Source organism: Streptococcus sp. HMSC076H09, assembly GCF_001811765.1.
GTDB lineage: Bacteria > Bacillota > Bacilli > Lactobacillales > Streptococcaceae > Streptococcus > Streptococcus agalactiae.
Window position 1 is genome coordinate 1 of the sequence record NZ_KV806604.1, and the last position, 25,961, is coordinate 25,961.

Consider the following 25,961-nt stretch of genomic DNA (forward strand, 5'->3'; position numbering starts at 1 on the left):
GTTCTCTCTCAGGTATCCTTAACCAACATTCAACTTTGAATGCTTAAATATATAAAGTAGATTAATGATTAAATAGTTAAGCTATTTAAAACAAATTGGAGCTAGTGTTACACTTTTCAAAGTGTAACACTAGTTTTTTAGTATGCTGATGGCTCTTAGAGACCATACAGCTGATGAAAATACTAACTAAGCAGTGCAATCAGAGGACTTTCAAAGGCTGGTGCCAACATAAGGAGTAATTGAAGGTTGCAATACTATTTTTCCGAATATTACATGGCATAGTGTGATGAATAGGACTCCTCAAAATAGTATTTAGTGTTCTAAGTGTGATTAACTCATTTTAAGAAAAATTTTTTGTATTTTTAATCAAAAATCAAGCCCTATTGTTTTAAAAATGGTAGAAATTGCATTATAATAGTATTGTTGAAGATTATGTATAGAGAGGACTTTAATAATGACATTACCAATCTTTCTAGAGTTGGTAGAAATGAAAGCCAAAACAGCTAGTGTTTTACCATTTTTGATTGGTTTGTGTTTTAGTGCTTATTACTACAATTCAATAAACCCTGTATATGTCGGTTTATTCTTCGTTGCTATGTTTTTATTCAATATGTTCGTTGACATTTGGAATAATTACAATGATTATCGGAATGCTGTGGATTTGGATTATAAGAATGACACTAACATTATTGGTCGTGAGAACCTATCCCTACGCCAAATAGAAGTTATTATGGCAAGTTTAGTCATTACTTCTAGTGTGATTGGTTTAGTTTTAGTTTCCCAAGTCGGTCTGCCTCTTTTATGGATGGGACTTTTTTGTTTTGGAATTGGTGTTTTATATTCCTTTGGTCCAAGATCTTTATCTAGTCTGCCCTTAGGAGAAGTATTTTCTGGCTTGACAATGGGATTTATGATTAGTTTAATTTGTGTATATCTAAACACTTATCAAAACTTTTCGTGGGATATCCTCAACTTAAGCAAAATTTTCTTGATTTCCTTGCCGAACACCTTATGGATTGCCAACCTAATGTTGGCGAATAATCTGTGCGACAAAGAAGAAGATGAAAAAAATCATCGCTATACTCTTGTACATTATACAGGGATAAGAGGTGGACTCTTGCTGTTTGCTATTTCTAATAGTATAGCTTTATTGGCAATTGTTTTTGAATTTCTTTTTGGACTTGCGCCTGTTACAGTACTCTTGAGTTTGTTATTAATACCATTTATTTATAAGCAGACAAAACTATTGTGGCAAAAACAGGTTAAGAGAGAAACATTTGTTTGTGCGGTACGTATTCTAGCACTGGGATCTGCAACCCAAGTCTTAACGTATCTAATTGGAATCATTTTTTAGAGGAGTTTTATCATGAAAGAAATCCTAGTTTTAGGTGCTGGTTATGCCGGTTTGAAAGCAGTTCGTAATTTACAAAAACAATCAGGTGATTTTCATATTACCCTTGTTGACATGAATGATTATCACTACGAAGCTACAGAATTACATGAAGTAGCTGCAGGCTCTCAGCCAAAAGAAAAAATTACATTCCCAATTAAGGATGTTATCAACACTAATAAGGTTAACTTCATGCAAGATGAGGTGCTTAAAGTCGATGCTGAAAATAAAACAGTAACAGTTAAAAATAACGGTGAACTCCATTATGATTATGTCGTAGTTGCCTTAGGCTTTGTATCTGAAACTTTTGGCATCAAGGGTGCTATGGAGAATGCTTTGCAGATGACCAATATTTCGCAAGCAGAAAACATCCATAATCACATTGTTAATACAATGAAGTTGTATCGTGAGACAAAAGATGAAAATCTTCTCAAACTCTTAGTATGTGGTGCTGGTTTTACAGGTATTGAGTTAGCCGGAGCTATGGTTGATGAGCGACCAAAATATGCTGCTTTAGCGGGTGTAAAACCTGAACAAATTGAAATTATTTGTGTAGAGGCAGCAACTCGCATCCTACCAATGTTTGATGATGAATTAGCGCAATATGGTGTCAACTTAATTAAGGATTTAGGTATTAATTTGATGCTTGGAAGTATGATTAAGGAGATCAAACCGGGTGAAGTTGTTTATGGTACTAGTAAAGAGGATGAAGAACTCAAATCTATTACCGCAGGTACTATCATTTGGACAACAGGTGTTAGTGGAAGTCCGGTTATGGGAGAATCAGGATTTGATCAACGTCGTGGACGTGTAATGGTCAACAGTGATTTGCGTGATCCAAAATATGATAATGTTTATGTTATCGGTGATGTGTCTGCATTTATGGACACTGAGTCTGGTCGCCCATTCCCAACAACAGCTCAAATTGCAACTCGTATGGGAGCTCATGTTGCTAAAAACCTTTTACATCAAATCAAAGGTGAGGCTACAGAAGACTTTTCGTATAGTCCGCAAGGCACAGTTGCTTCAGTAGGAAATACGCATGGACTTGGTGTTGTTGGAAAAACTAAAATTAAAAAATACCCTGCGTCGGTTATGAAGAAGATTATCATGAACAAATCACTTGTTGATATGGGTGGACTTAAAGAACTTCTAGCTAAGGGACGTTTTGATTTATATCATTAAGATATTAAAGTAAGTTATTTACCAATTGTTACGAAGCTAGGAAACTAGCTCTTGCAGATATTTCTATAAAAGAAATGATTAAAACAAAATAAGAGGTTTTGTATGACAATTGAAACTTTAGCTCGTTTTCAATTTGCGATGACTACAGTTTTCCACTTTTTCTTTGTACCATTTACAATTGGTACATGCCTAGTGGTTGCTATTATGGAGACAATGTATGTTATCACAAAAAATGAAGAGTATAAAAAATTGACAAAATTTTGGGGTAATATCATGCTCCTTAGTTTTGCAGTTGGTGTTGTGACAGGTATCATTCAAGAGTTCCAATTTGGAATGAACTGGTCAGACTATTCACGTTTCGTAGGTGATATTTTTGGAGCTCCATTGGCTATTGAAGCTTTATTAGCTTTCTTTATGGAATCTACTTTCCTTGGTTTATGGATGTTTACATGGGATAACAAAAAAATTAGTAAAAAATTACATGTGACATTCATTTGGCTAGTGGTTTTTGGCTCATTAATGTCAGCGATGTGGATTCTTACTGCTAATAGCTTCATGCAACATCCTGTTGGTTATGAAGTTGTAAACGGTAGAGCGCAAATGACTGATTTTCTTGCACTTGTAAAAAATCCACAGTTCTTCTATGAATTTACCCATGTTATTTTTGGTGCCATTACGATGGGTGGTACAGTGGTTGCTGGTATGTCAGCCTTCCGCCTCTTAAAATCAGAACAGCTGAAAGATACAACGGTTGAACTTTATAAGAAATCAGTTCGTATTGGTTTAGTAGTAGCACTTCTTGGTTCAATTTCAGTTATGGGAGTTGGGGATTTACAAATGAAAGCCTTGATTCACGATCAACCAATGAAATTTGCTGCTATGGAAGGTGATTATGAAGATTCGGGTGATCCTGCAGCTTGGAGTGTAGTTGCTTGGGCAAATGAAGCAGAACACAAACAAGTTTTTGGGATCAAGATTCCTTATATGTTGAGTATTTTATCTTACGGGAAACCATCTGGTTCTGTGAAAGGTATGGATACAGCTAATAAAGAATTGGTTGCTAAGTATGGTAAAGATAACTACTATCCAATGGTTAACCTACTTTTCTATGGTTTCCGTACAATGGCGGCGATGGGAACAGCTATTATGGGTGTTTCTGTTTTAGGACTCTTTTTAACTCGTAAGAAAAAACCAATTCTTTATAAACACAAATGGATGCTATGGATTGTTGCTTTAACAACCTTTGCACCATTCTTAGCTAATACATTTGGTTGGATTGTGACAGAACAAGGACGATACCCTTGGACTGTCTATGGTCTTTTCAAGATTAAGGACTCTGTCTCTCCAAACGTTTCAGTTGCATCATTATTTGTTTCCAATACTGTGTACTTCTTATTGTTTGGTGGTTTAGCGGTGATGATGATAAGCCTAACAATAAGAGAATTGAAGAAAGGGCCAGAGTATGAAGATGAACATGGACATCATGGTGCATATACTTCAATTGATCCCTTTGAGAAAGGAGCATACTAAATGAGTGCTTTACAATTCTTTTGGTTTTTCCTAATCGGCCTCCTATTTTCAGGATTCTTCTTCCTTGAAGGATTCGACTTTGGGGTTGGGATGGCTGTTCAAACTTTAACACATAATGAGCATGAAAAAGATCAAGTAGTAGAAACCATTGGTCCAGTTTGGGATGGTAATGAAGTTTGGCTTCTTACCGGTGGTGGAGCAATGTTTGCTTCTTTTCCATACTGGTATGCTTCACTATTTAGTGGTTACTATTTGATTCTCCTTACGATTCTCTTTGGATTAATTATTCGTGGTGTTTCCTTCGAATTTAGACATAAAGTTCCTGCAGAGAAAAAGCAGTTTTGGAACTGGACCTTAACAATTGGTTCCGCTATTGTTCCATTCTTCTTTGGGATTATGTTTATAAGTTTGATTCAAGGTATGCCACTTGATGCCAGTGGTAACTTATCAGCTCAATTCAGTGATTACTTTAATATATTCTCGTTGGTGGGTGGAGTTGCAATGGTATTGCTAGCCTATCTTCATGGTTTAAACTACATTGCATTGAAGACAGAAGGGCCGATTAGAGAGCGTGCCCGTAATTATGCTCAGTTGCTTTACTGGGTACTCTATCTTGGTTTAGCCTTGTTTGCAGTTCTCTTGTATTTCAAGACAGATTTCTTTAGCAATCATCCGATAGTTACGACAATTATGGTTTTGGTTATTGTTGTATTAGCTGTATTAGCGCATGCTTCAACTTTTAAAGGAGCAGAGATGACAGCATTTTTAGCGAGTGGTCTCAGTCTTGTTTCAGTGGTTGTTCTGTTGTTCCAAGGTCTATTCCCACGAGTTATGATTTCATCAATTAGCCCTAAATATGATTTGCTGATTCAAAATGCATCCTCAACGCCATATACTTTAAAAGTAATGTCGATTGTCGCAATTACTCTAGTTCCCTTTGTTCTAGCTTATACAGCATGGGCATATTATATCTTTAGAAAACGTATTACCTTGCCAGTGATTGTGACAGGAGAAAAATAATGCTAGATAAAGCGGTTATGCGCTTGTCAGGTATTCATAAGTTGTTAGGATTGCTTGCGGGACTTGATGTTCTTCAAGCAATCTTTATTATCGGACAAGCTTATTATTTGAGTCTTTCTATAACTGGTTTGTGGGAAGGGCAAAAACTTTCTTCTCAAACGGTTTATATTTTGTTATTTATGGTCTCATATTTAGGCCGTCATGTTATTGATTACATCAAAAATAGAAAGCTTGATGACTTTTCAACAGCACAATCTAGTCTTTTGAGACGTCAATTATTAGATAAGTTATTTGATCTAGGTCCTAAAGTCGTTCAAGAACAAGGAACTGGTAATGTTGTTACAATGGCACTAGATGGTGTTTCTTTAGTTGAAAATTATTTACGTTTAGTCTTGAATAAGATGATTAACATGTCTATTATCCCATGGATTATTCTAGCTTATATTTTCTATTTAGATATTGAATCAGGTGCAATTTTACTTATCGTTTTTCCTTTAATTATCATCTTTATGATTATTTTAGGCTATGCGGCTCAAGCTAAAGCAGATAAACAATATGAATCCTATCAAGTGCTTTCTAATCATTTTTTAGATTCATTACGAGGCATTGATACTCTCAAATATTTTGGTCTTAGTAAACGTTATGGTAAAAGCATTTATCAAACAAGTGAATCTTTTCGTAAAGCAACAATGAGTACTTTGAAAATTGGTATTTTATCAACGTTTGCTTTAGACTTTTTTACAACTTTATCCATTGCTATCGTTGCTGTTTTTCTGGGTTTACGATTATTAAATGAGCAGATTTACCTTTTACCGGCTTTAACAATTTTGATTTTATCCCCTGAATACTTTTTACCCGTAAGAGATTTTTCTAGTGATTATCATGCAACGTTAGACGGGAAAAATGCATTTCAAGCGATTCAAAAGGTTCTAAACAAAACTGGTATTAAAGGTGAGCAATTAGTCATAGATGATTGGTCTAAAGAGAGTCATTTGGATTTAGAAAACATTGCTATTGCGTACGACCAAAAACGTGTTGTTGAGGATGTAACCTTACGATTTAGAGGACATCAAAAGGTTGCTTTAGTAGGAGTTAGTGGTTCAGGTAAGTCTAGCTTAATTAACCTTCTGAGTGGTTTTTTAGGGCCTGATAAAGGTTCTTTAAAAGTGGATGGTAGAGAAGTGGTTAACCTTGATCAAGAAGATTGGCATAAACAGATGATCTATATTCCTCAAACTCCTTATGTTTTTGAAATGTCATTACGTGATAATATTACCTTCTATACTCCCAATGCTAGTGACGAAGAGGTGATAAGAGCGATTCATATGGTAGGTTTAGATAGCTTACTAAGCGAGTTACCCGATGGTTTAGAAACGCGTATTGGTAATGGAGCGCGTCCACTTAGTGGAGGACAAGCCCAGCGTATAGCTCTGGCTCGTGCTTTTCTTGATCAAAATCGTCGTATTATGGTTTTTGATGAACCAACTGCTCATTTAGATATTGAAACAGAGTTAGAATTAAAAGAGAAAATGTTGCCACTGATGTCAGATCGTTTAGTTATCTTTGCAACTCATCGTCTTCACTGGTTGAACCAAATGGACGTTATAGTCGTTATGGAGAAGGGGAGAGTTGTAGAAGTAGGCTCTTATCAGGAATTATTAGCTAAAAAAGGATATCTCTATCAACTGAAGCATGCTATGGGAGGAAATAATGTTTAAAATCCCTTTGTTTAAAGAATTAAAGACAGATCAATGGGTAAAACCATTTTTCAAACAATATAAAGTTTCCTTAGTAATTGCTCTTTTCCTTGGTTTTATGACTTTCTTTTCTGCCAGTGCTCTTATGTTTAATTCGGGCTATCTGATTAGTAAGTCAGCTTCACTACCGAGTAATATTCTTCTAGTATATGTTCCAATTGTACTAACACGTGCTTTTGGTATTGGACGTCCTGTTTTTCGTTATATAGAACGCCTAACGAGTCACAATTGGGTATTACGAATGACTTCACAACTGCGCTTGAAGCTTTACCATTCCTTAGAAAGCAATGCTATCTTTATGAAGCGTGATTTTCGTTTAGGAGATGTTATGGGGCTTTTAGCGGAGGATATTAATTATTTGCAAAATTTGTATCTTAGGACAATATTTCCAACGATTATAGCGTGGTTATTATATAGCTTTATTATTATTGCAACAGGCTTCTTTTCTCTATGGTTTGCTTTAATGATGTTGCTTTATTTAGCTATTATGATTTTTCTTTTTCCACTTTGGTCGATTTTAGCTAATGGTGCTCGTCAGACTCGTGAAAAAGAATTAAAAAATCATCTTTATACTGATTTGACGGATAATGTCTTAGGTATTTCAGACTGGATTTTTAGTCAACGTGGTCAAGAGTACGTCGCCTTGCATGAACGTTCGGAAAGTGAACTAATGGCTGTTCAGAAAAAAATTCGTTCCTTTAATAATCGTAGAGCTCTTATTGTGGAATTAGTTTTTGGCTTTCTAGCTATTTTGGTTATTATTTGGGCTAGTAATCAGTTTATTGGTCACAGAGGTGGCGAAGCTAACTGGATTGCAGCATTTGTTCTAACAGTATTTCCCTTGTCAGAGGCATTTGCTGGTTTGTCTGCTGCTGCTCAAGAAACAAATAAATATTCTGATTCAATTCATCGTCTTAATGAATTATCAGAAACGTATTTTGAAACAACTCAAAATCAATTGCCTAATAAGCCATATGATTTTTCCGTCAAGAATTTAAGTTTCCAGTATAAGCCACAAGAGAAATGGGTTTTGCATCATTTAGATTTGGATATTAAAGAAGGAGAAAAAATTGCTATTTTAGGGCGGAGTGGTTCTGGCAAGAGTACCTTAGCTAGTCTACTTCGTGGCGACTTGAAAGCAAGTCAAGGGAAGATTACCCTAGGCGGTGCTGATGTTTCAATAGTTGGTGATTGCATTTCTAACTATATTGGAGTGATACAACAAGCGCCCTACCTTTTTAATACAACCCTGCTAAATAACATTCGCATTGGAAACCAAGATGCTAGTGAAGAAGATGTATGGAAAGTTCTTGAACGAGTTGGATTGAAAGAGATGGTCACTGATTTATCAGATGGTCTCTATACAATGGTTGATGAAGCTGGACTTAGGTTTTCAGGTGGCGAAAGGCATAGAATTGCTTTGGCTAGAATCTTACTAAAAGATGTCCCAATTGTTATCTTAGATGAGCCAACTGTTGGACTTGATCCTATTACTGAACAAGCCTTACTAAGGGTATTTATGAAAGAATTGGAAGGTAAGACCTTAGTTTGGATTACACATCACTTAAAAGGTATTGAACATGCTGATCGTATCTTATTTATAGAAAATGGGCAATTAGAGTTGGAAGGTTCTCCTCAAGAATTGTCTCAAAGTAGTCAACGTTACCGTCAGCTGAAAGCCGCTGATGATGGTGATCTATGATGATTGATAGGTGCGATAAATAAATGATAATAAAAAAACATTCCCTAACTGCTTTTCTAGCATTGTGGAATGTTTTTTTATTATTTAAATTTTGCGTTTTAAAAGGTAATTAGTTAATTGTAGCAACTGTTTTTTTGCAGAGTTCTGGGGTAGCTTATTTATGTCACTAATAGCTTTCTCAGTAAATTTACGAGCTAGATGGCGAGCTTTGTCAACACCTCTATGGGAAACGACGAGATAAGCAATTTTTTCCATGTCTTCAGTAGCCATATCTGTTTTTTTATCTAAAATAGGTTTGAAAATATCAGGATTTTCTTCAATGGCAAGAAGTAGAGGAAGGCTGTAAACGCCTTGTGTTAAATCCTCTAAGACAGGCTTATTAAATGTTTTTTTATCTGCAGTATAATCCAGGATATCATCCAAAATTTGGAATGTCATACCAATGTTAAAGCCGATATGGCCTGCTAGACGAACAACCTCCTTCTCTGCACCACCAAAGTAAGCTCCTTCTTTGCTAGCTAATTTAAAGAGTTCGGCTGTCTTACCTGAAATCGCACGTAAATAGTGATGGATACCTTGTTGTTGATTGTAACGAAGGTGCATCTGGTCCAATTCTCCCATGAGAATTTTACGCATAGATTTTGCATTAATCCTCATAAATGGTGTATCAGCCATAGATTCTAAAATAAGATCGAAAAAGACTGTGAAAAGTAAATCCCCAGTATAAACTGCGATGTCTTTGCCAAACTTGCTTTGAATGGTCATATTTCCACGTCTTAGTGGTGAGTCATCAATGACATCATCATGGATTAATGTAGCAACGTGAAGGATTTCTAAAGAAGCAGCGATTTTCTTTAGTTGCTGAGTATCTTGATTCTCCTTATTACCAAGTTGAGAAAAAAGGTAAAAGAATGCTGGTCTGAGCTGTTTTCCTCCCGCAGCTGTGAGTTGGCTTAGCGCCGCTTCAATATCTTTATTTCTGACCTGTATTCTTTCTTGAATTAGTTGATTGGTTTCATCAATATTTTTTTTAAGTTCAGGATAGTTATTCCAATAAGATGACATTAATCAGTCTCCCTCGCGTTGCTTTGTCACTCCATTCTACCTTATTTATTGAAATATTGCTAGGGTATCGTTTAGAGCTTCAAGTTGAGTTTGGAGGAGACTCTTCCAATTATTTATAGCTATTAAATTGAGTGCAAAGTCAAAGTCCTTTAAATTAACCTGAATATAGAATTTTCGATTTAAATGAGCAATCATAAGGATGGAAGTATCAGTAGTATTGCCAAAATACCAGAAATGATTCGAACTTCCGGAACCTTGTAAATCATCAACAATAGTTGCAACAACCTGTGGAATGTTTTTATTATCATGGTCAAAAACTGCTCCGAAGTTACTCTCTTGTAATAAATTGATCTGGTACCAAAAGTGTTGAGAATCATCAAACCGTTCTTTAGTAAGAAGTTTCATAAGTTAATTTCCTTGATTAGTTGGGATAGTTAAATAAGATTGACTCAAATCTACTGTTATAGAGTAACTAGCATTATCTCGAATGGTATGTTCAAAATCAGTTGTATAAAGGATAATCCTTAGATTATCACCTTTACTCAATTGATATATACTTGGTTGGAGGCTAAACTCGATATCAAACCATTGTTCTGGCTCGATAGCCTCAATTGTAAGTAAGTCTGTACGATTTTGAAGGTTCAAGACACCTTTACTGATGACACGATAATGATCTTTAGTAAACGGGAGTTCACGTAAAGCTTCTCTGGCAAAATTTTTACCATTATCAAGGCTGTTTAAGAATTTGATGGTTGGTGTATCTTTGAATCGTTTTTTAGGACCATAGTCTAAGATTTGGGCTGATAAAATGGCCTTTTTGTCACTAGTTTTAACACGTAGATGGAGTTTGCACTGTCCATTCAGGAGATAATTTTTCTTTAGAGGAAGATTAATAGTGATTTGATTGGTTTTATTATTTCCCTTGAAAAGATCATTTTTGAACACATTGAAGTCTTTACAATAAGTATCAAAGGCTTCTTTGTCATAATGGTTATCAATAAGTTTTTTACTATCACCTAAACCAATTTGCTCTTGATGGTTTCCTCCGAAAGCATCTAAAACTTGCCAAGTTTGCTCAGTAGTATTATCTTGCCAAATGACCTCTTCTAATTGGAAATGATTGTCAATGCCAAGTAGTTCTTGGCTTAGTAAGGCATTCATGCTTTCACGAAAATCAATCGACTGCCAATTATGCATATACACATGTTGACCTTGATGTAAAAAAAGGTGTTTTTTGATGGTTTGAGGCAATGCATTGAAAACTTTGTAGACATGTCTTGGCTTAACATTCCAATCCTGTAGTCCATGAGTGTAAACTACTCGACTTTTGACATTATTGACGTGAGTTAGGTAATTACGGTCATGCCAGTATTGGTTGTAATCCCCACTTTGACGGTCAATTGCTTTTGATTGTTCATTTAACAATGCTTGATAGCAATCGTTGTTTTTGATGTAATCACCAGCTAAGAGGTTTCGTGAGTATGTTAATTCTGTTAAAACGTCTAAATCTTCACCGGGGTAGCCGCCTGGACTACACACAAGCCCATTTTCTCGATAATAATCATACCATGTGGAGATTGCGGCTTCAGCGATAATGACTTTCAGCCCCTCAACGCCAGTTGTTGCTAAACCAGTTGACATGGTACCGAGATAAGATTTACCTGTGGTTGCTACAAGGCCGTTTGACCAATCAGCCTTGACTTGTTTATCTCGTTTATGACTTGTGAATGCAGTAACCTTACCATTTAACCAATCAATGACTGCTTTAAAGCTTTGTATTTGTTGGTAATCCCCACTGGTCATGAAACCCGTAGAGCCAGCAGTACCCACACCTGAAACGTATATATTAGCAAAACCACGAGAAAGAAAATAGTCATTGAGACTATAACTGTCAATGTGTGTGAAGCTTTCAGTTGCAGGGCTGATGGGTAATTTTGAAGGATGTTTTACTTCTTCTTTAAATGGTTTTGTGTCAACTTGTATGTGTTTAGGCTGTTTAACTGCTAGCGCACCCTCCATTTGGTATGTTTTTTGGTCTGCGGCAGGATCATTGATACCTTGATGATAGGGGCTAGCTGTCATCATCGTGGGGATAGTATGCTCGGTAGTGGGTCTGATAATGTTAACTTTTACTAAATCATGTTCACCACTAGACATAGTATCTAAGGATATTTCAACATAGACAACTTCGCGAATCAATTGGTTAGTATTGAAAGTGGCCAGAGACTTCCCATTGAAAAAATGGTAGTGATTATCTGCATGAAGTAAACCATCAGCAACTAATTGGTCGATTAATGTATTGCCAGATTTTCCACGACAGGCGAGTAAGTGATGTAGACTTTGAAAAATATTGTCATATGAGACTGGGAAGTTAATATCTTGTAAGAAAGCTTTAGGGTCTTTAAAGTCTACAAAGGGGACAAAGCCTAATAACTGTAAATAAATCCATTGTAAATTTTCTAGTGTTAAGTCACTATTTGATTTAAAAAAGGTTAGAGCATCGGTTTTTGCATCAACGATAAGGAGACTAAGAGCGTAATCAGTATCAGTTTGATTTAAAAAAGAATGTCTGAGAAAAGCTTCCAAATTAGCTTTATCAGAATTCTTTTTGTTTAATGGAAAACCTAGTCCTTTGAGCTCTTCAAAAGCTTCGTTAGGTTTAGTTGGAATGTAGCTGAATTGATTATAACGCATAATATATCCTTTCTATTGTTATATTAAAATACAATATGATCTTTTAATTTCTCAACATTTGTAATAATGATATGTTGTTTTTCAATACGAATAATATGATCGTCTTTTAGTTGTTTCAAAATGCGGCTCACGCTACTTCCTGTGGATATACCGCAAAATTTACCAAGTTCTTCGTTCGTGATAACAAAATTAATATAGATATCACCGTTATCTCGTTCTTCACCAAACATCTTACTGAGGTCATATAATTGTGTGGAGATAGCACCAATTCGACCATTAGTGAGCATACATTGCATTTTTTTCATAGATTTTTCAAGGCGGTTATGATAGAAATCTTTCACATATCCTTGCAGTTCAATATCATTATTGATATCTTTTAGGAAGGTAGAGCGACGTACTTTGTAAAAGTGGGCAGTTTCGGATTCGATTCGAACGTTGTAAGGTTCTCCCATGTGTTGGGAGTAGTCTGTATTTAGGATAGAAGTGATTTCTAAGCCTGTCACATAACGCAGATTGAACTCAGTACCATATTTAGAGAGAACACTTTGTTTAACAATACCATCTTTTAGGATATAAGTATAGTCTTCTTCTAAACTTTCAAATGTAAGGTATTTATGGTAGTCTTTTTCGATAATTGGAAGATTATGACTATTAATGTAATTTTGTAAAATTTGATGATTCATGACTTCCTCCAAATGTTTTAGGTTTGATAGACCACCTTAACATTTGTTAATGCAGTCTGATACTAGCACTTATATTATACCATTGAAATATCGTATCTTCTAATATTTTTGTAAAATGTTTATGAAAATGAAATTGAAAAAAGGAGCCATTTGCATTGGAAGACAAATTATTCAACAAACATTTTATAGGCATTACTATTTTAAACTTTATTGTTTATATGGTCTATTATTTGTTTACCGTTATCATAGCTTTTATTGCGACTAAAGAGTTAGGTGTTAGCACTAGTCAAGCGGGATTAGCAACGGGGATTTATATTGTAGGGACTTTGATTGCTCGTCTTATATTTGGTAAGCAATTAGAAGTTCTAGGACGTAAGTTAGTTTTACGTGGAGGGGCTATTTTTTACTTACTAACAACTTTAGCTTATTTTTATATGCCAAGTATCGGAGTAATGTATTTAGTTCGTTTCCTAAATGGTTTTGGTTATGGTGTCGTGTCAACAGCAACTAATACTATTGTAACAGCCTATATACCAGCTGATAAAAGAGGTGAAGGGATTAATTTTTACGGTCTATCAACAAGTTTAGCCGCAGCTATTGGTCCTTTTGTAGGAACATTTATGCTAGACAACCTTCATATTAACTTTAAAATGGTTATTGTATTATGTAGTATTTTAATTGCGATTGTAGTGTTGGGAGCATTTGTTTTCCCAGTCAAAAATATTACTTTAAATCCAGAACAGTTAGCTAAATCAAAATCATGGACTATTGATAGTTTCATTGAGAAAAAAGCAATCTTTATCACAATTATTGCATTTTTGATGGGTATCTCCTATGCTTCCGTGTTAGGTTTCCAAAAATTATATACAACAGAAATTAATTTGATGACAGTAGGAGCTTATTTCTTTATTGTTTATGCACTTGTCATCACTTTAACCAGACCATCTATGGGAAGATTAATGGACGCTAAGGGAGATAAGTGGGTGCTTTATCCAAGTTATCTGTTCTTAACTTTGGGACTTGCTTTATTAGGGAGTGCTATGGGAAGTGTTACCTACCTTCTATCAGGTGCTTTGATTGGTTTTGGTTATGGCACCTTTATGTCTTGTGGCCAAGCAGCATCAATCAAAGGTGTTGAGGAACATCGTTTCAATACAGCCATGTCAACTTACATGATAGGTCTTGATTTAGGGTTAGGTGCTGGACCTTACATTTTGGGACTTGTTAAAGATGGTTTTCTTGGAGCTGGTGTGCAATCCTTTAGGGAATTATTCTGGATAGCAGCGATTATTCCTGTTGTTTGTGGTATTCTATATTTCTTAAAATCATCTCGACAAGTTGAAACTAAAACTATATAAAAGGGAGGAATTAAGCTATGACACAAAAATATGAGCGTATTCTTATTGCTATCGATGGGTCTTACGAGTCAGAATTGGCGGTAGAAAAAGGGATAAATGTTGCTCTTCGTAATGATGCTGAATTACTGCTAACGCATGTTATAGATGCTCACGCTTACCAAAGTGAGGGAGTCTTTAGTGACTATGTTTTTGATAGGCAAGAACAAGAGTCAGCAGATGTGCTAGCCTATTTTGAGAAATTGGCACACTCAAAAGGCCTTACAAAGATCAAAAAAATTACTGAAATCGGAAATCCTAAGACTCTTTTGGCAAAGGATATCCCCATAAGGGAAAAAGCAGATTTAATTATGGTAGGCGCAACAGGATTAAACACTTTTGAAAGACTATTGATCGGCTCAACTTCAGAATACATTTTACGTCATTCGAAAGTTGATATGCTAGTCGTTCGTGATAGTAAGAAAACCTTATAAACTAAATAAAATAGAGTACTAGGTAGTCCGAACCTAGTACTCTATTTTTTTATCAAATATATTTGGTTAAAAATTTTATTAATTTTATTTTGTGATAAGCTTTACAATATTAAGCTTACTTGGTAGAATGGTTAATGTTGTAAATATTTTTTTGGGAGGAAACAAGGATTGATCGAAATCACTTGGACTGTGAAGTATATCACAGAATTTATCGCAACCGCTTTTCTTATCATCTTAGGAAATGGGGCTGTAGCTAACGTTGACTTAAAAGGCACAAAAGGAAATAATTCAGGTTGGATTATTATTGCAATTGGTTATGGTTTAGGTGTTATGATGCCAGCGCTTATGTTTGGTAATGTCTCTGGAAACCATATTAACCCAGCTTTCACACTTGGATTGGCATTTTCAGGTCTTTTCCCTTGGGCACACGTTGGACAATACATTCTTGCACAAATTTTGGGAGCAATGTTTGGACAGTTAGTTGTCGTTATGGTTTATCAACCTTACTTTGTTAAGACAGAAAATCCAAATCATGTTCTTGGATCATTTTCAACTATTTCTGCATTAGATGATGGACAGAAATCAAGTCGTAAAGCGGCTTACATTAATGGTTTCTTAAATGAATTCGTTGGTTCTTTTGTTCTTTTCTTTGGAGCTTTGGCTTTAACGAAGAACTATTTCGGTGTAGAACTTGTTGGTAAACTTGTTCAAGCTGGTTATGACCAAACGACAGCAGCGACAAGGATTTCACCATACGTAACTGGTTCACTTGCTGTAGCTCACTTAGGTATTGGTTTCTTGGTAATGACTCTAGTTGCTTCTTTAGGTGGACCGACTGGACCTGCATTGAACCCTGCGCGTGACCTTGGTCCACGTATTGTTCACCGCTTATTACCAAAACAAATTCTTGGACAAGCTAAAGAAGATTCAAAATGGTGGTATGCATGGGTGCCAGTTTTAGCACCAATCGTAGCAAGTATACTCGCTGTAGCCTTGTTCAAACTATTATATCTTTAATAGTTAAGGAAAGATCGGTTTACCGGTCTTTTTTTGTTTTAAATATAAAAATCAGCCAGTCTTGCTAGCTGATTTTGTTTAATGATGACTTTTGGGCATAGTTTTTTTAAAGGAAGAACGTATTAACATTGCTCCAGTAAATAAAACAATACCTACAACCAGTGTTTTCAAGCTGTTAAGGTCAAGGTTAGTTAAGAAGAGAACAGCGACAATAACGCCTAATATTCCCCCAGTAACCAGACCGGCAAAGCCGTTCCAATTAACACGACCACTCTTGATAAATTGTGTACTAGAAGCTGTCATTATCATAGCTGCATCTAGCATCATGACAGGCATAGCAACTGCAGGACTCAGTCCCATTAGGGAGAAGAAGATAAGTTCAGGAGCATAATTACCTAGTCCCATAGTCATTAATACACCAATAATAAAATTGAAGACGATACCAACAAATAACCAAATGCCGTGTAGACCATGCACTGAATCTGAAATACCAGCGCCAGGGTTAGTGATCATACGATAGAGCATAATAATAGCAGCTGTGATGAGCAGTGTTCCTAGAATACGTTGAACAGTAGGAGCGTGCCAATTTTTAGTCATTTTAGCTCCAACAAAAGCCCCAATAAAAGCTGCACCAGCCATTGTTATTAGTGTTAAAGCCTCTACTTTTACAACAAAAATAAAACAGAGTGACTGCAACAAAACTGGAAGTACGTGTGCAGCTGTCATTGTTGCGGGTATCTTACGATCGTCTTCAACAAGCTTAGTTAGTTTAAAAAATGTGGTCGTTGTTGCAAAAGAGCCGATACCAAGAGTATCGAGAGCATCAGTTACAAAACCGATCCACAAACCAGTGAAAAATCGTTTGAAAGGATTTATTTTTTGAGACCTAATATGTCTAACAATCTGATAAAAAGTGATAATCATGGCGATAATCAGAATAAGCTGAATCCCATGTAATAGTAGTGTTTCATTCATAATATCCAGTCTACAAAAAAATAGTGAAACTGTCAATTTGACTTTATGGTATTGAGAGCACAAAGATTCTTGCTAAATTATCTAAAATTATCTAAAATAGACTAGACTGAACAAGGAGGAATTTATGACGTTATTTCATTCATTGACATTTAAACACCCAGTATTACGTGTTAATAATAGAGACTTGAATATTGCATTTTATCAGGAGTCTCTTGGATTTAAATTGATAAGTGAAGAAAATGCAATCGCAGTTTTCTCAGCATGGCAGAACAAAGAGGCTAGCTTTATTATTGAGGAATCCCCAACTTATCGTACTCGTGCGGTGAATGGTACTAAGAAGTTAGCAAAGATTATTGTTAAGTCTCAAGATGCAAAAGATATTGAAAAGCTTTTGGCAAATGGTGCGCAAACCACTCAAGTATATCAAGGTCAAAATGGTTATGCCTATGAAACAGTTTCGCCCGAGGGAGACCTTTTCTTACTTCATGCTGAAGATGATTTGTCACAATTAGTAGCAATTGAGCGTCCAGAGTTAGAAAAAAATGATGACACTACAGGTCTATCAAACTTTGTTTTCCAATCTATTAGTTTGAATGTACCTGATGCCGTGAAAGCTGAAGCTTTTTACGATAAAGTATTTGCTGGGAAGTTCCCAATTAATTTATCTTTCAAAGAAGCACAAGGACAAGATTTGCAAATTGCTCCAAATGAAACTTGGGATATTGAGATATTAGAATGCTGTGTTAATGAAGATACTAATTTAAACGACTTGAAATCAACTTTTGAATCATTGGGACTTGATGTTTACCTTGATTCTAAAGAAAAGATTTTAGTCATCTCTGACACTAGTAATATTGAGATTTGGATTTCAAAAGAATGATTAAAACTAATACCGTTTTAGAACTCATTAAAGAGCAAATCAAAGATAATCTTTATCATGGTGCAAGCTTAGCTATTTATGAAAATGGAGAGTGGCACGAACATTACTTGGGGACAATTGATGGCAATGAGAAAGTTAAAGCGGGATTGGTCTATGATCTAGCCAGTGTATCAAAAGTTGTCGGCGTGGGAACTTTACTAGCAAAGTTAGTTTATCAAGGGACTATTGATATTGATAAGCCATTAAGGTATTATTACCCTACGTTTCATCATCAGACGTTAACTGTAAGGCAACTAGCTACACATAGCAGTGGGATTGATCCTTTTATTCCAAATCGTGATCAGTTGAATGCTACTCAGCTGAAAGATGCCATTAATCATATCAAGGTTTTGGAAGATAAATCGTTTAAATACACTGATATTAATTTTCTTTTACTTGGTTTTATGTTAGAAGAGGTATTAGGGGATAGTTTGGATAAACTTTTCAAACGTTATATTTTTACTCCTTTTCAGATGAAAGAAACCTCTTTTGGTCCTAGAGTAGAAGCTGTTCCAACTGTAGCTGGTATTAACGATGGTATTGTACATGATCCTAAAGCTAAGGTATTAGGAAAGCATACTGGTTCTGCAGGTTTATTTTCAACTATTGATGATTTACAAAGATTTTCTATTCATTATTTAAAAGATGATTTTGCGAAACCTTTGTGGAATAATTATAGTTTGAGTAAATCAAGATCATTAGCTTGGGATATAGATAAGGATTGGATAAACCATACTGGTTATACTGGTCCTTTTATTGCACTAAATTATCAAAAGCAGGCAGCAGCTATTTTTTTGACAAACAGAACCTTTTCCTATGATGACCGTCCACTTTGGATTAAGAAACGACGACATGTACAAGAGGCGATAACATCGTACTTTGAATAAAAAACTTCTCCTAGAAAATTCTAGGAGAAGTTTTTTATAAAAGTTGGATAACATTTATGGGAGTTACTTCCAATACTTTACGCAGAAAAGGGTATTTTTTTTTAACAATTTCAAAATCGCTTCCTGCTTCTAATAGCTTAGCAGTTCCTTCAATTCTAAAGCCTGTACCTTGATAACCATCACGACCCTCGACTTCACGGCTGCCCAGAGTCATAATAATTTTAGAATTATTATTGAGATCATTTTCAAGATGAGTCATTCCTGCTGCAGGAGCTAAGATACGCTGGTCATCTGTAATAGTCAGGTAACTATTCCAAGTGTTTGTAACGTGAGGAGCTAATTCAGTCCAGCTTGTTATCGAAACGACACCCTCATACTTTAGAACTTGAAGAAATTTGTGATTTAACATTAGTCCCCTCCTTGAGGTTATATAAAGAAGTAATTAGTACTATTGATAATATAGATAAAAGTAGGTTTGATATAATCAAACCTACTTCATCGAATACAAACTAGTTAGTTAATGCATCGTCCATTGAAAGTACTTCATGGAAGACACGTTGTGTTAACTCAGTTTTTTGCTCAGGAGTTAGATATTTAGTATTGACACAGTAACCTGAGATACGAACGATAACATCTTCACCATTCATAATCTTGTCATAGACATCTTTAAGGTCCATGACATTCAAGTTAACGTGTTGACCACCGTTTTCAAAGTAACCATCAAGGACTGTTACCAAGTTATCAACTTGTTCATCAAATGTTTTACCAAGAGCGCGTGGAGAAACTTGAGTTGTCAATGAAATACCATCATTTGCATGAGCGAAATCAAGTTTAGAAAGTGAATTCAAGTTTTGTAACCAGCCACCTTTAGCTTTGTTAGAAGGGTTAGCGCCTGGTGAGAAGAATTCTACTTTAGAAAGGTTTACACTACCATCTTCATTGAGATATACTCCTTTATGTACCGGTGAGTTACCAGTTTGTTTAGAGTAAGCAACGTTTGATGTGATTGTAAGAAGAGAAACAGTTGCTTCAGCATCTTTATAAAGTTTGTGTTTAGCAAGGCGTCCATGGAAGGCTTCAAGTAACCATTCAGCGATTGAGTCAACACGATCATCATCTTCACCATAACGTGGGAAGTCACCAACTGTTTCGTAGTCGTAGATGTAACCATCTTCGTCACGGATTGGTTTAACAGTAGCGTATTTAATCGCAGATAATGAATCGACAGTATTTGCAAAACCACAGATACCAAATCCCATATTAGCACGTACATGTGAAGGTAAGAATGCCATTTGTACAGCTTCATAGTTGTATTTATCAGTCATGTAGTGGATGATATTCATCGCATCAACATAAGTATCAGTCAACCAGTCAAGAGATTTTTCAAAGTTAGCTTTTACAGTGTCAAAGTTGAGTACTTCGTCACGAATTGGGTCGATGTCAAATACTTTGTAATCTTTATGAACATCATCATAACCACCGTTAAGACCAGTAAGAAGTGCTTTCATAACGTTAACACGAGCACCAAAATATTGAAGGTTGTGACGTTTGTCTTCGTTTTCTGGATCAAGTGGAGATACACAACATGAAATACATGACATTTCACCGTAGCCTTCTTTAGCCATTGTTGATACACCTTCATATTGGATTGAAGAGTGTTTATGACTCATTGACATACAGTAGCGACGGAAAGCATATGGTAATTGGTCTGACCAAAGAACAGTTAAGTTTGGTTCTGGTGAGTTACCGATATTGTCAAGTGTATTTAAGAAACGATAGTCCATTTTGGTAACACGATGACGTCCATCAGCTCCCATACCTGCCATTGAAGTTGTGATAAAGGTTGGGTCACCTGAGTAAAGGGCATCATAAGCTTTAGTACGAGCAAATTTTACAGTACGGAGTTTAAGGACAAAATCATCAACAAATTCTTGGATTTCTGATTCTGTGAATGTACCGCGAGCGAGGTCACGTTCTGCAAAGATATCAAGGACAATAGGAACACGTCCAAGTGATGTTGCAGCACCATTGATAACACGACATACAGCCATGAAAGCAATGTTCACCCATTGAATGGCTTCTTTAGTGTTCATGGCTGGTTTACGAACATCTACGCCGTAAAGGTCACCAAGTTTTACAACTTCACCAAGAGCTTGGTATTGAAGGTTGATTTCTTCACGAAGACGAATTGACTCTTCATCAATATCATTCAATGCATTCCAGTCATTAACTTTTTCTTGCATCAAGTAGTCAGCACCGTAAACAGCTAGACGAGCATATACACCAATGATACGTCCGCGTGAATAAGCGTCTGGAAGACCAGTAACAGTGTGTGCATGGCGAGCACGACGAATGTTAGAAGTATAAGCGCGGAAGATACCATCATTTACTGTTGTAGCGTACTTAGTGAAGATTTCGTGAACAGCTGGATCAGGTTCATAACCATTTTCTTTAAGTGTAGTTTCCGCCATACGGATACCACCTTTAGGCATGAAGTTCAATTTGAAAAGCTCGTCGTTTTGAATACCAAAGATGAGTTCGCTATCTTTGTCGATAAAACCAGCTGGTAATTCAGAAATTGAAGCAACACGAGTATCCATTGGGAAGCGAGTTTCTTCATAGTGAGCTTTTGTTTCTTCAATCACTTTTTTGATGTGAAGTGAACGTTCAGTTGCTCCAGCTAAGAAGCTTTCATCTCCATCGTAAGGTGCATAGTTTGCTTGAACGAAGCGAGCAATACTTGCTTTTTCTTTCCAATCAACACCTTTAAAGCCTTCCCAAGCTTGTTCAAAGATATCTGTGTTTGTTTTAACTGTTGCCATAGTTTTCTCCTTAAACATTGTGACAGATTTAATTTTGTTTACATATCCATTTTAGGAAAAAGTAAACGTTTTCGCAAGCATATTTCTTGACAAAATTATGATTCTTTTATAATACAGTTTTTTTAATCTGTATCATTAAGTTGTAATCTGTTATAATGGAGTAGAGAGAATGGGGGAGAGAACAATGTTAATTTTTCCTTTAATAAATGATACGTCGCGTAAAATTATCCACATTGATATGGATGCTTTTTTTGCATCTGTGGAAGAGCGTGACAATCCCTCTCTTAAAGGAAAGCCTGTTATTATTGGTTCTGATCCCAGAAAAACCGGCGGCAGAGGGGTTGTTTCTACTTGTAATTATGAGGCTCGAAAGTTTGGAGTTCATTCAGCTATGTCTTCAAAAGAAGCGTATGAACGATGCCCTCAAGCTATCTTTATTTCGGGAAATTACCAAAAATATCGCCAAGTAGGAATGGAAGTACGAGATATATTTAAAAAGTATACGGATTTGGTTGAACCGATGAGTATAGACGAAGCTTATTTAGATGTAACTGAAAATAAAATGGGAATAAAATCTGCTGTTAAACTTGCTAAAATGATACAATACGATATTTGGAATGATGTCCATTTGACCTGTTCAGCGGGTATTTCCTACAATAAATTTTTGGCAAAATTGGCTTCTGACTTTGAGAAACCAAAAGGACTTACCCTCATCCTACCAGATCAAGCTCAAGATTTCTTGAAGCCCTTACCAATAGAGAAATTTCATGGTGTTGGTAAACGCTCCGTCGAAAAATTACATGCTTTAGGGGTTTATACTGGTGAGGACCTCCTTTCCTTATCTGAAATTTCTTTAATTGATATGTTTGGTCGTTTCGGGTATGACCTTTATCGTAAGGCAAGAGGGATTAATGCTTCCCCGGTAAAACCTGATAGAGTTCGTAAATCAATAGGAAGTGAGAAAACCTATGGGAAATTACTATATAACGAAGCAGATATCAAAGCTGAGATTTCAAAGAACGTTCAGAGAGTTGTTGCTTCTCTGGAGAAAAATAAGAAAGTTGGTAAGACAATCGTTTTAAAAGTTAGATATGCGGATTTTGAAACATTGACGAAACGTATGACATTAGAAGAGTATACTCAAGATTTTCAAATCATTGATCAAGTTGCTAAAGCGATATTTGATACCTTAGAAGAGTCAGTTTTTGGCATACGACTCTTAGGTGTTACAGTAACGACCCTGGAAAATGAACATGAAGCTATCTATTTAGATTTTTAAAAGTTGGGACGATGACTATATTTAACTCTCTTTGAAAAGAAAAAAGCACTAGATTCTAGTGCTTTTACTTTTAGTTAGTCTCTTCAAGATCACGTTCGTTGAGTTTTTGTGCTTTTTGATAAGCATGGAAATAAAGAAGACCGAAAATAGCTTGGAAGACGATATTTATAGCTATTGCCCATGGTGCTTTAGTAGTTAGAAAACCCAAAATAACAAGTCCTACAGTAATGGCGAAGCCAAGATAATAAGGAAGGTAATTAACCATTTGATTTCTTTTAATTGCTCTTAAATTTTTAATACAGAAAATAACAATGGCAATGTTGACTAATACTATTAAAGCAGTGACAAATAGCATAAATGGTGTTGTGGCGCTCAAGACTGCTTCGATATGTTCTTTAGGAAGATTACCTGTGTTCCCTTTATTAATTTCAGTTTTGGCTAGCTGCACTGAAATTCCTGTAAACAATCTGAATACTAAAGACAAACTATTTAATACAATGATAGTGATTGTAGCTGTGCGCAGAGAGCGGCGGACTTTTTCATATGAAACCATAATATCTCCTTTTTCTAAATAAACCTTAATAAAAGTATTAAATTTGAACTACGTTCTTAATACAATGATATTATAACATATTTGGAAGAGTTTTCAAGATTTTATGAAAAAATTTATTTACTATCAAAAATTGCACTTATATCTTGTTGATTAATACCAATCATTGGATCGATTGTTAAATAATTTTCTTCAGTTAGGCGATAAGTTATTTTTGAAAGATTAGTCTGCTCAATTGGTGTTGCTGTTTTTGGAATGGACGTATTAATTATTGTGTTGTCAATCTTTTGATCTATTGAGCTATCTTCAATTTTTTGAGAATTAGCTATTTCTTGCTTGTTTTCAAATCTTTCTATCAGATAAGTATTGCGCTTTGCCCCCTCGTTTTTAACAGCGAAATCAAATGCACCAATTTCTCCTAAAAGTATTAGTTTACTTTTAGATCTCGTAATAGCTGTATAAATAAGGTTTCGCTGTAACATTCGACCACTCTGTCTCGTTATTGGCAGAATAACAACTTGAAATTCAGAACCCTGTGATTTATGAATACTCATAGCATAGGCTAGTGTTATTTTAAGCCATTCTTTGCGTTGGTAGATAACTTCTTGACCATCAAAAGTCATATAAATCTCATCTTGCTTGCTCTCAGTATATTTAGCTGGTATAAGGTCCGTTATGTAACCAATATCCCCATTAAAAACATTAAGCTCTGTATCGTTGACTAAATGTAACACTTTATCTCCTATTCGGAAATTTATATCATTAAAAGTAAATTGGTTATTATCTTTTAATGGATTGAGGAGATTTTGCATGATAAGGTTAAGATTATTAATACCTGCTTGGCCGCGATACATAGGAGCTAAAATTTGAATTTCATGAGCTTCAATACCGCTCTTAAGTGCAGATTGAACAATTTTAGAAATCATATTTGGGATGATATTAGCAGATGCTTCAAAGTATGAGCGATCGGCTTTTTTAGCTGTAAAGTCCTCTGGCAAAAAGCCCTGTCTCATTTGATTAGCTAAAGTCACAATAGTTGATTCTTCTGATTGTCTAAAAATCTTTTCAAGTTTAATGTGTGGAAGTGCATTTATATTTAAAAGATCTGCTAGAACTTGTCCTGGACCTACAGACGGTAATTGATCACTATCTCCGACAATAATAACTTGTGTGTGCGAGTCCAAAGCGTCAAATAATTGATTAGCAAGCCAAGTGTCAACCATTGAAAATTCATCAATGATAATTAAGGAACAATCTAGATAGTCATCTAGACTTTGATAGTCACTATCTCCGTTTAATCCCAAATGCCTATGAATAGTAGCACTCGGTAAACCGGTAAGTTCATTCATGCGTCTAGCAGCACGACCTGTAGGAGCAGCAAGTACAATAGGAATATCATTTTTGTTTAAATCAATATGATGTAACTCGGAATAGGCTTCAATAATACCATTTATAACTGTTGTTTTACCTGTTCCTGGGCCACCAGTCAAGATAAATACCTTACTTAGTAAAGCTTCTCTAATAGCTTTTTCTTGGATATTATCGTAGTGGATATTTAAAGATTTTTGAATATCTCTGATTTCACGGTCAATATCTTTGTGACTTAGTTGTTTATCAAGAGGCTGATTTAGTATTCGTTGTAAGTTTTTTTTGATGCCTTCTTCGGCAAAAAATAGAGTATTACTAAAAATTTTAGTTCCAATATGTTGCACTTTATCTTCTGCAATTAAATTTGTCAATTCCTTAGCAACAATTGAAGGATCTAGTTCGATTTGACGAACTTCTTCAAGGAGAGTAATGGTTTTTTCCAAGAGAGTACGAGCCTCAATATAGGTATCTCCTTGCTCCATAGAAGACTCAACTAAAGTATGAATAATAGCAGCACGAAAGCGTTTAGGAGAATCACTTTCAATACCGACTTGTTCAGCAAGTTGGTCAGCTATTTTAAAACCGATACCTTGGATATCCTCAACAAGTTGATAAGGATTTTCGTTTATCACTTCAAGTGATTCTTCTTTATAGTGATCAAATATTTGAATAGCAGCACGATTGCTTAACCCATATTCAGCGAGTTTAGCTAAAACTTGCTCTGTTCCATAATTGAGTTTCAGTTTAGCGATGAATGCTTCTCTATTAATTTTTGATAGTCCTGAGATTGTACTTAACTGTTCAGGGGATTCAAGGATTTTATCAATGGTATTATCTCCATAGAGTTCTACGATGCGTTGGGCAGTCTTTTTACCAATTCCTTTAAATTGTTCGCTAGAAAAGTATTTCACAAGGCCACCTGAAGTAGGCTTGGCTCTTTCATAGCGTACACTTTGTAGTTGCTCGCCGTATTTTGGATGTTGGGTTAGTGTTCCCCAAAAAGTATATTCTTCTCCCTCTATAACGTCGGCCATAGTACCAGTAATAATTACTTCTACATCATCAAAATCGCTATCCGTATCTTCGATTTCCAGAAGTAATATTTTAAAAAAATTGCTGGCATTTTCAAATATAATGCGTTCAATGGTTCCTGTAAAAAATACTTCCATTGTACCTTCCTTTTTAATAAACAGTTAAAGGGAGTGATTGTAAATCCCTATTTTAAATGGATTTGTCACTCCCTATTTTAAATATAATATGTTATTTCAACTTTTGTCAGGTGGATTTTTA

The 25,961-nt window shown here is 35.5% G+C and carries 20 protein-coding genes and 1 pseudogene; 12 read left to right on the forward strand and 9 right to left on the reverse strand.

Annotation, left to right across the window (positions count from 1 at the left end):
- Positions 1-454 precede the first annotated feature (454 nt).
- From HMPREF2818_RS05135 to cydC, 6 genes are all read left to right on the forward strand, one after another.
- Positions 455-1,354: a prenyltransferase gene (locus HMPREF2818_RS05135; protein ID WP_000174549.1), complete on the forward strand. Its 900-nt coding sequence runs from the start codon at positions 455-457 to the stop codon at positions 1,352-1,354.
- Between the two features lie 12 nt (positions 1,355-1,366).
- Positions 1,367-2,575 carry an NAD(P)/FAD-dependent oxidoreductase gene (locus HMPREF2818_RS05140; RefSeq protein WP_000659000.1) on the forward strand — a complete coding sequence of 403 codons (1,209 nt, stop codon included), beginning with the start codon at positions 1,367-1,369 and terminating at the stop codon, positions 2,573-2,575.
- A gap of 102 nt (positions 2,576-2,677) precedes the next feature.
- Positions 2,678-4,105: a cytochrome ubiquinol oxidase subunit I gene (locus tag HMPREF2818_RS05145; protein WP_000151500.1), complete on the forward strand. Its 1,428-nt coding sequence runs from the start codon at positions 2,678-2,680 to the stop codon at positions 4,103-4,105.
- Positions 4,106-5,125 carry a cytochrome d ubiquinol oxidase subunit II gene (gene cydB / locus HMPREF2818_RS05150; protein ID WP_001275291.1) on the forward strand — a complete coding sequence of 340 codons (1,020 nt, stop codon included), beginning with the start codon at positions 4,106-4,108 and terminating at the stop codon, positions 5,123-5,125. It abuts the gene before it with no gap.
- On the forward strand, positions 5,125-6,843 hold the full coding sequence (cydD, locus tag HMPREF2818_RS05155; RefSeq protein ID WP_000884535.1) for a thiol reductant ABC exporter subunit CydD: 1,719 nt from the start codon (positions 5,125-5,127) through the stop codon (positions 6,841-6,843). The genes cydB and cydD overlap by 1 nt, the downstream gene beginning before the upstream one ends.
- Positions 6,836-8,584 (forward strand): thiol reductant ABC exporter subunit CydC, encoded by a 1,749-nt coding sequence (gene cydC, locus HMPREF2818_RS05160; RefSeq protein WP_000472835.1) that lies wholly within the window; start codon positions 6,836-6,838, stop codon positions 8,582-8,584. The genes cydD and cydC overlap by 8 nt, the downstream gene beginning before the upstream one ends.
- Positions 8,585-8,668: 84 nt before the next feature.
- Here cydC and HMPREF2818_RS05165 read toward each other — a convergent pair whose 3' ends face one another.
- The 4 genes from HMPREF2818_RS05165 to HMPREF2818_RS05180 are packed head-to-tail and all read right to left on the reverse strand — an operon-like array spanning position 8,669 to position 13,026.
- On the reverse strand, positions 8,669-9,649 hold the full coding sequence (locus HMPREF2818_RS05165) for a polyprenyl synthetase family protein (RefSeq protein ID WP_000100668.1): 981 nt from the start codon (positions 9,647-9,649) through the stop codon (positions 8,669-8,671).
- 45 nt (positions 9,650-9,694) lie between these two features.
- Entirely contained in the window at positions 9,695-10,054 is a 360-nt protein-coding gene (locus HMPREF2818_RS05170; RefSeq protein ID WP_000771943.1) for a hypothetical protein, read from the reverse strand.
- A gap of 3 nt (positions 10,055-10,057) precedes the next feature.
- Complete coding sequence (locus HMPREF2818_RS05175; protein ID WP_001270177.1) at positions 10,058-12,343, reverse strand: Xaa-Pro dipeptidyl-peptidase; 2,286 nt, start codon at positions 12,341-12,343, stop codon at positions 10,058-10,060.
- A gap of 23 nt (positions 12,344-12,366) precedes the next feature.
- Positions 12,367-13,026, reverse strand: a complete 660-nt coding sequence (locus HMPREF2818_RS05180) for a Crp/Fnr family transcriptional regulator (RefSeq protein WP_001016380.1) — start codon at positions 13,024-13,026, stop codon at positions 12,367-12,369.
- Between the two features lie 155 nt (positions 13,027-13,181).
- Between HMPREF2818_RS05180 and HMPREF2818_RS05185 the strand changes: the two genes are divergently transcribed.
- The 3 genes from HMPREF2818_RS05185 to gla all read left to right on the forward strand — a co-directional run bounded on the left by HMPREF2818_RS05185 (position 13,182) and on the right by gla (position 15,871).
- Complete coding sequence (locus HMPREF2818_RS05185) at positions 13,182-14,384, forward strand: MFS transporter (protein WP_000389617.1); 1,203 nt, start codon at positions 13,182-13,184, stop codon at positions 14,382-14,384.
- Between the two features lie 17 nt (positions 14,385-14,401).
- Positions 14,402-14,854, forward strand: coding sequence for a universal stress protein (locus HMPREF2818_RS05190; protein ID WP_000192462.1), 453 nt, complete (start codon positions 14,402-14,404; stop codon positions 14,852-14,854).
- Between the two features lie 168 nt (positions 14,855-15,022).
- The gene (gene gla, locus HMPREF2818_RS05195) at positions 15,023-15,871 is read left to right on the forward strand and encodes an aquaglyceroporin Gla (RefSeq protein ID WP_000570241.1); all 849 of its coding nucleotides are present in this window, start codon (positions 15,023-15,025) and stop codon (positions 15,869-15,871) included.
- A 78-nt stretch (positions 15,872-15,949) separates the two neighbouring features.
- Here the strand turns inward: gla and HMPREF2818_RS05200 are convergent, their stop codons facing one another.
- The gene (locus tag HMPREF2818_RS05200) at positions 15,950-16,846 is read right to left on the reverse strand and encodes a sulfite exporter TauE/SafE family protein (protein ID WP_001006192.1); all 897 of its coding nucleotides are present in this window, start codon (positions 16,844-16,846) and stop codon (positions 15,950-15,952) included.
- A 124-nt stretch (positions 16,847-16,970) separates the two neighbouring features.
- Between HMPREF2818_RS05200 and HMPREF2818_RS05205 the strand changes: the two genes are divergently transcribed.
- Complete coding sequence (locus tag HMPREF2818_RS05205) at positions 16,971-17,726, forward strand: CppA family protein (RefSeq protein ID WP_000171847.1); 756 nt, start codon at positions 16,971-16,973, stop codon at positions 17,724-17,726.
- Positions 17,723-18,652 (forward strand): serine hydrolase domain-containing protein, encoded by a 930-nt coding sequence (locus tag HMPREF2818_RS05210; protein WP_000598176.1) that lies wholly within the window; start codon positions 17,723-17,725, stop codon positions 18,650-18,652. Before HMPREF2818_RS05205 ends, HMPREF2818_RS05210 begins: the two co-directional genes overlap by 4 nt.
- 34 nt (positions 18,653-18,686) lie before the next feature.
- On the opposite strand, the gene HMPREF2818_RS05215 is transcribed toward HMPREF2818_RS05210, so the two are convergent.
- Together HMPREF2818_RS05215 and pflB are read right to left on the reverse strand one after the other, a co-directional pair.
- On the reverse strand, positions 18,687-19,061 hold the full coding sequence (locus HMPREF2818_RS05215) for a pyridoxamine 5'-phosphate oxidase family protein (RefSeq protein WP_000931880.1): 375 nt from the start codon (positions 19,059-19,061) through the stop codon (positions 18,687-18,689).
- A gap of 100 nt (positions 19,062-19,161) precedes the next feature.
- Positions 19,162-21,474: a formate C-acetyltransferase gene (gene pflB / locus HMPREF2818_RS05220; RefSeq protein ID WP_000246712.1), complete on the reverse strand. Its 2,313-nt coding sequence runs from the start codon at positions 21,472-21,474 to the stop codon at positions 19,162-19,164.
- A gap of 184 nt (positions 21,475-21,658) precedes the next feature.
- Between pflB and dinB the strand changes: the two genes are divergently transcribed.
- The gene (gene dinB, locus HMPREF2818_RS05225; protein ID WP_000904560.1) at positions 21,659-22,753 is read left to right on the forward strand and encodes a DNA polymerase IV; all 1,095 of its coding nucleotides are present in this window, start codon (positions 21,659-21,661) and stop codon (positions 22,751-22,753) included.
- A 70-nt stretch (positions 22,754-22,823) separates the two neighbouring features.
- Here dinB and HMPREF2818_RS05230 read toward each other — a convergent pair whose 3' ends face one another.
- Positions 22,824-23,306, reverse strand: a complete 483-nt coding sequence (locus HMPREF2818_RS05230; RefSeq protein ID WP_000255475.1) for a hypothetical protein — start codon at positions 23,304-23,306, stop codon at positions 22,824-22,826.
- A 331-nt stretch (positions 23,307-23,637) separates the two neighbouring features.
- Positions 23,638-25,840: pseudogene (locus HMPREF2818_RS05235) on the reverse strand (ATP-dependent RecD-like DNA helicase); the annotation flags it as partial.
- Between the last annotated feature and the right edge of the window lie 121 nt (positions 25,841-25,961).

What these genes read in the sequence shown, in the direction of transcription:
- HMPREF2818_RS05210 (WP_000598176.1), top strand. Translation starts at nt 17,723, where the DNA reads ATGATTAAAACTAATACCGTTTTAGAACTCATTAAAGAGCAAATCAAA.
- HMPREF2818_RS05190 (WP_000192462.1), top strand. Translation starts at nt 14,402, where the DNA reads ATGACACAAAAATATGAGCGTATTCTTATTGCTATCGATGGGTCTTAC.
- cydC (WP_000472835.1), top strand. Translation starts at nt 6,836, where the DNA reads ATGTTTAAAATCCCTTTGTTTAAAGAATTAAAGACAGATCAATGGGTA.
- HMPREF2818_RS05170 (WP_000771943.1), bottom strand. Translation starts at nt 10,054, where the DNA reads ATGAAACTTCTTACTAAAGAACGGTTTGATGATTCTCAACACTTTTGG.
- HMPREF2818_RS05205 (WP_000171847.1), top strand. Translation starts at nt 16,971, where the DNA reads ATGACGTTATTTCATTCATTGACATTTAAACACCCAGTATTACGTGTT.
- HMPREF2818_RS05215 (WP_000931880.1), bottom strand. Translation starts at nt 19,061, where the DNA reads ATGTTAAATCACAAATTTCTTCAAGTTCTAAAGTATGAGGGTGTCGTT.
- HMPREF2818_RS05230 (WP_000255475.1), bottom strand. Translation starts at nt 23,306, where the DNA reads ATGGTTTCATATGAAAAAGTCCGCCGCTCTCTGCGCACAGCTACAATC.
- dinB (WP_000904560.1), top strand. Translation starts at nt 21,659, where the DNA reads ATGTTAATTTTTCCTTTAATAAATGATACGTCGCGTAAAATTATCCAC.
- cydD (WP_000884535.1), top strand. Translation starts at nt 5,125, where the DNA reads ATGCTAGATAAAGCGGTTATGCGCTTGTCAGGTATTCATAAGTTGTTA.
- HMPREF2818_RS05140 (WP_000659000.1), top strand. Translation starts at nt 1,367, where the DNA reads ATGAAAGAAATCCTAGTTTTAGGTGCTGGTTATGCCGGTTTGAAAGCA.
- HMPREF2818_RS05135 (WP_000174549.1), top strand. Translation starts at nt 455, where the DNA reads ATGACATTACCAATCTTTCTAGAGTTGGTAGAAATGAAAGCCAAAACA.
- HMPREF2818_RS05165 (WP_000100668.1), bottom strand. Translation starts at nt 9,649, where the DNA reads ATGTCATCTTATTGGAATAACTATCCTGAACTTAAAAAAAATATTGAT.
- cydB (WP_001275291.1), top strand. Translation starts at nt 4,106, where the DNA reads ATGAGTGCTTTACAATTCTTTTGGTTTTTCCTAATCGGCCTCCTATTT.
- HMPREF2818_RS05200 (WP_001006192.1), bottom strand. Translation starts at nt 16,846, where the DNA reads ATGAATGAAACACTACTATTACATGGGATTCAGCTTATTCTGATTATC.
- HMPREF2818_RS05145 (WP_000151500.1), top strand. Translation starts at nt 2,678, where the DNA reads ATGACAATTGAAACTTTAGCTCGTTTTCAATTTGCGATGACTACAGTT.
- pflB (WP_000246712.1), bottom strand. Translation starts at nt 21,474, where the DNA reads ATGGCAACAGTTAAAACAAACACAGATATCTTTGAACAAGCTTGGGAA.
- HMPREF2818_RS05180 (WP_001016380.1), bottom strand. Translation starts at nt 13,026, where the DNA reads ATGAATCATCAAATTTTACAAAATTACATTAATAGTCATAATCTTCCA.
- HMPREF2818_RS05175 (WP_001270177.1), bottom strand. Translation starts at nt 12,343, where the DNA reads ATGCGTTATAATCAATTCAGCTACATTCCAACTAAACCTAACGAAGCT.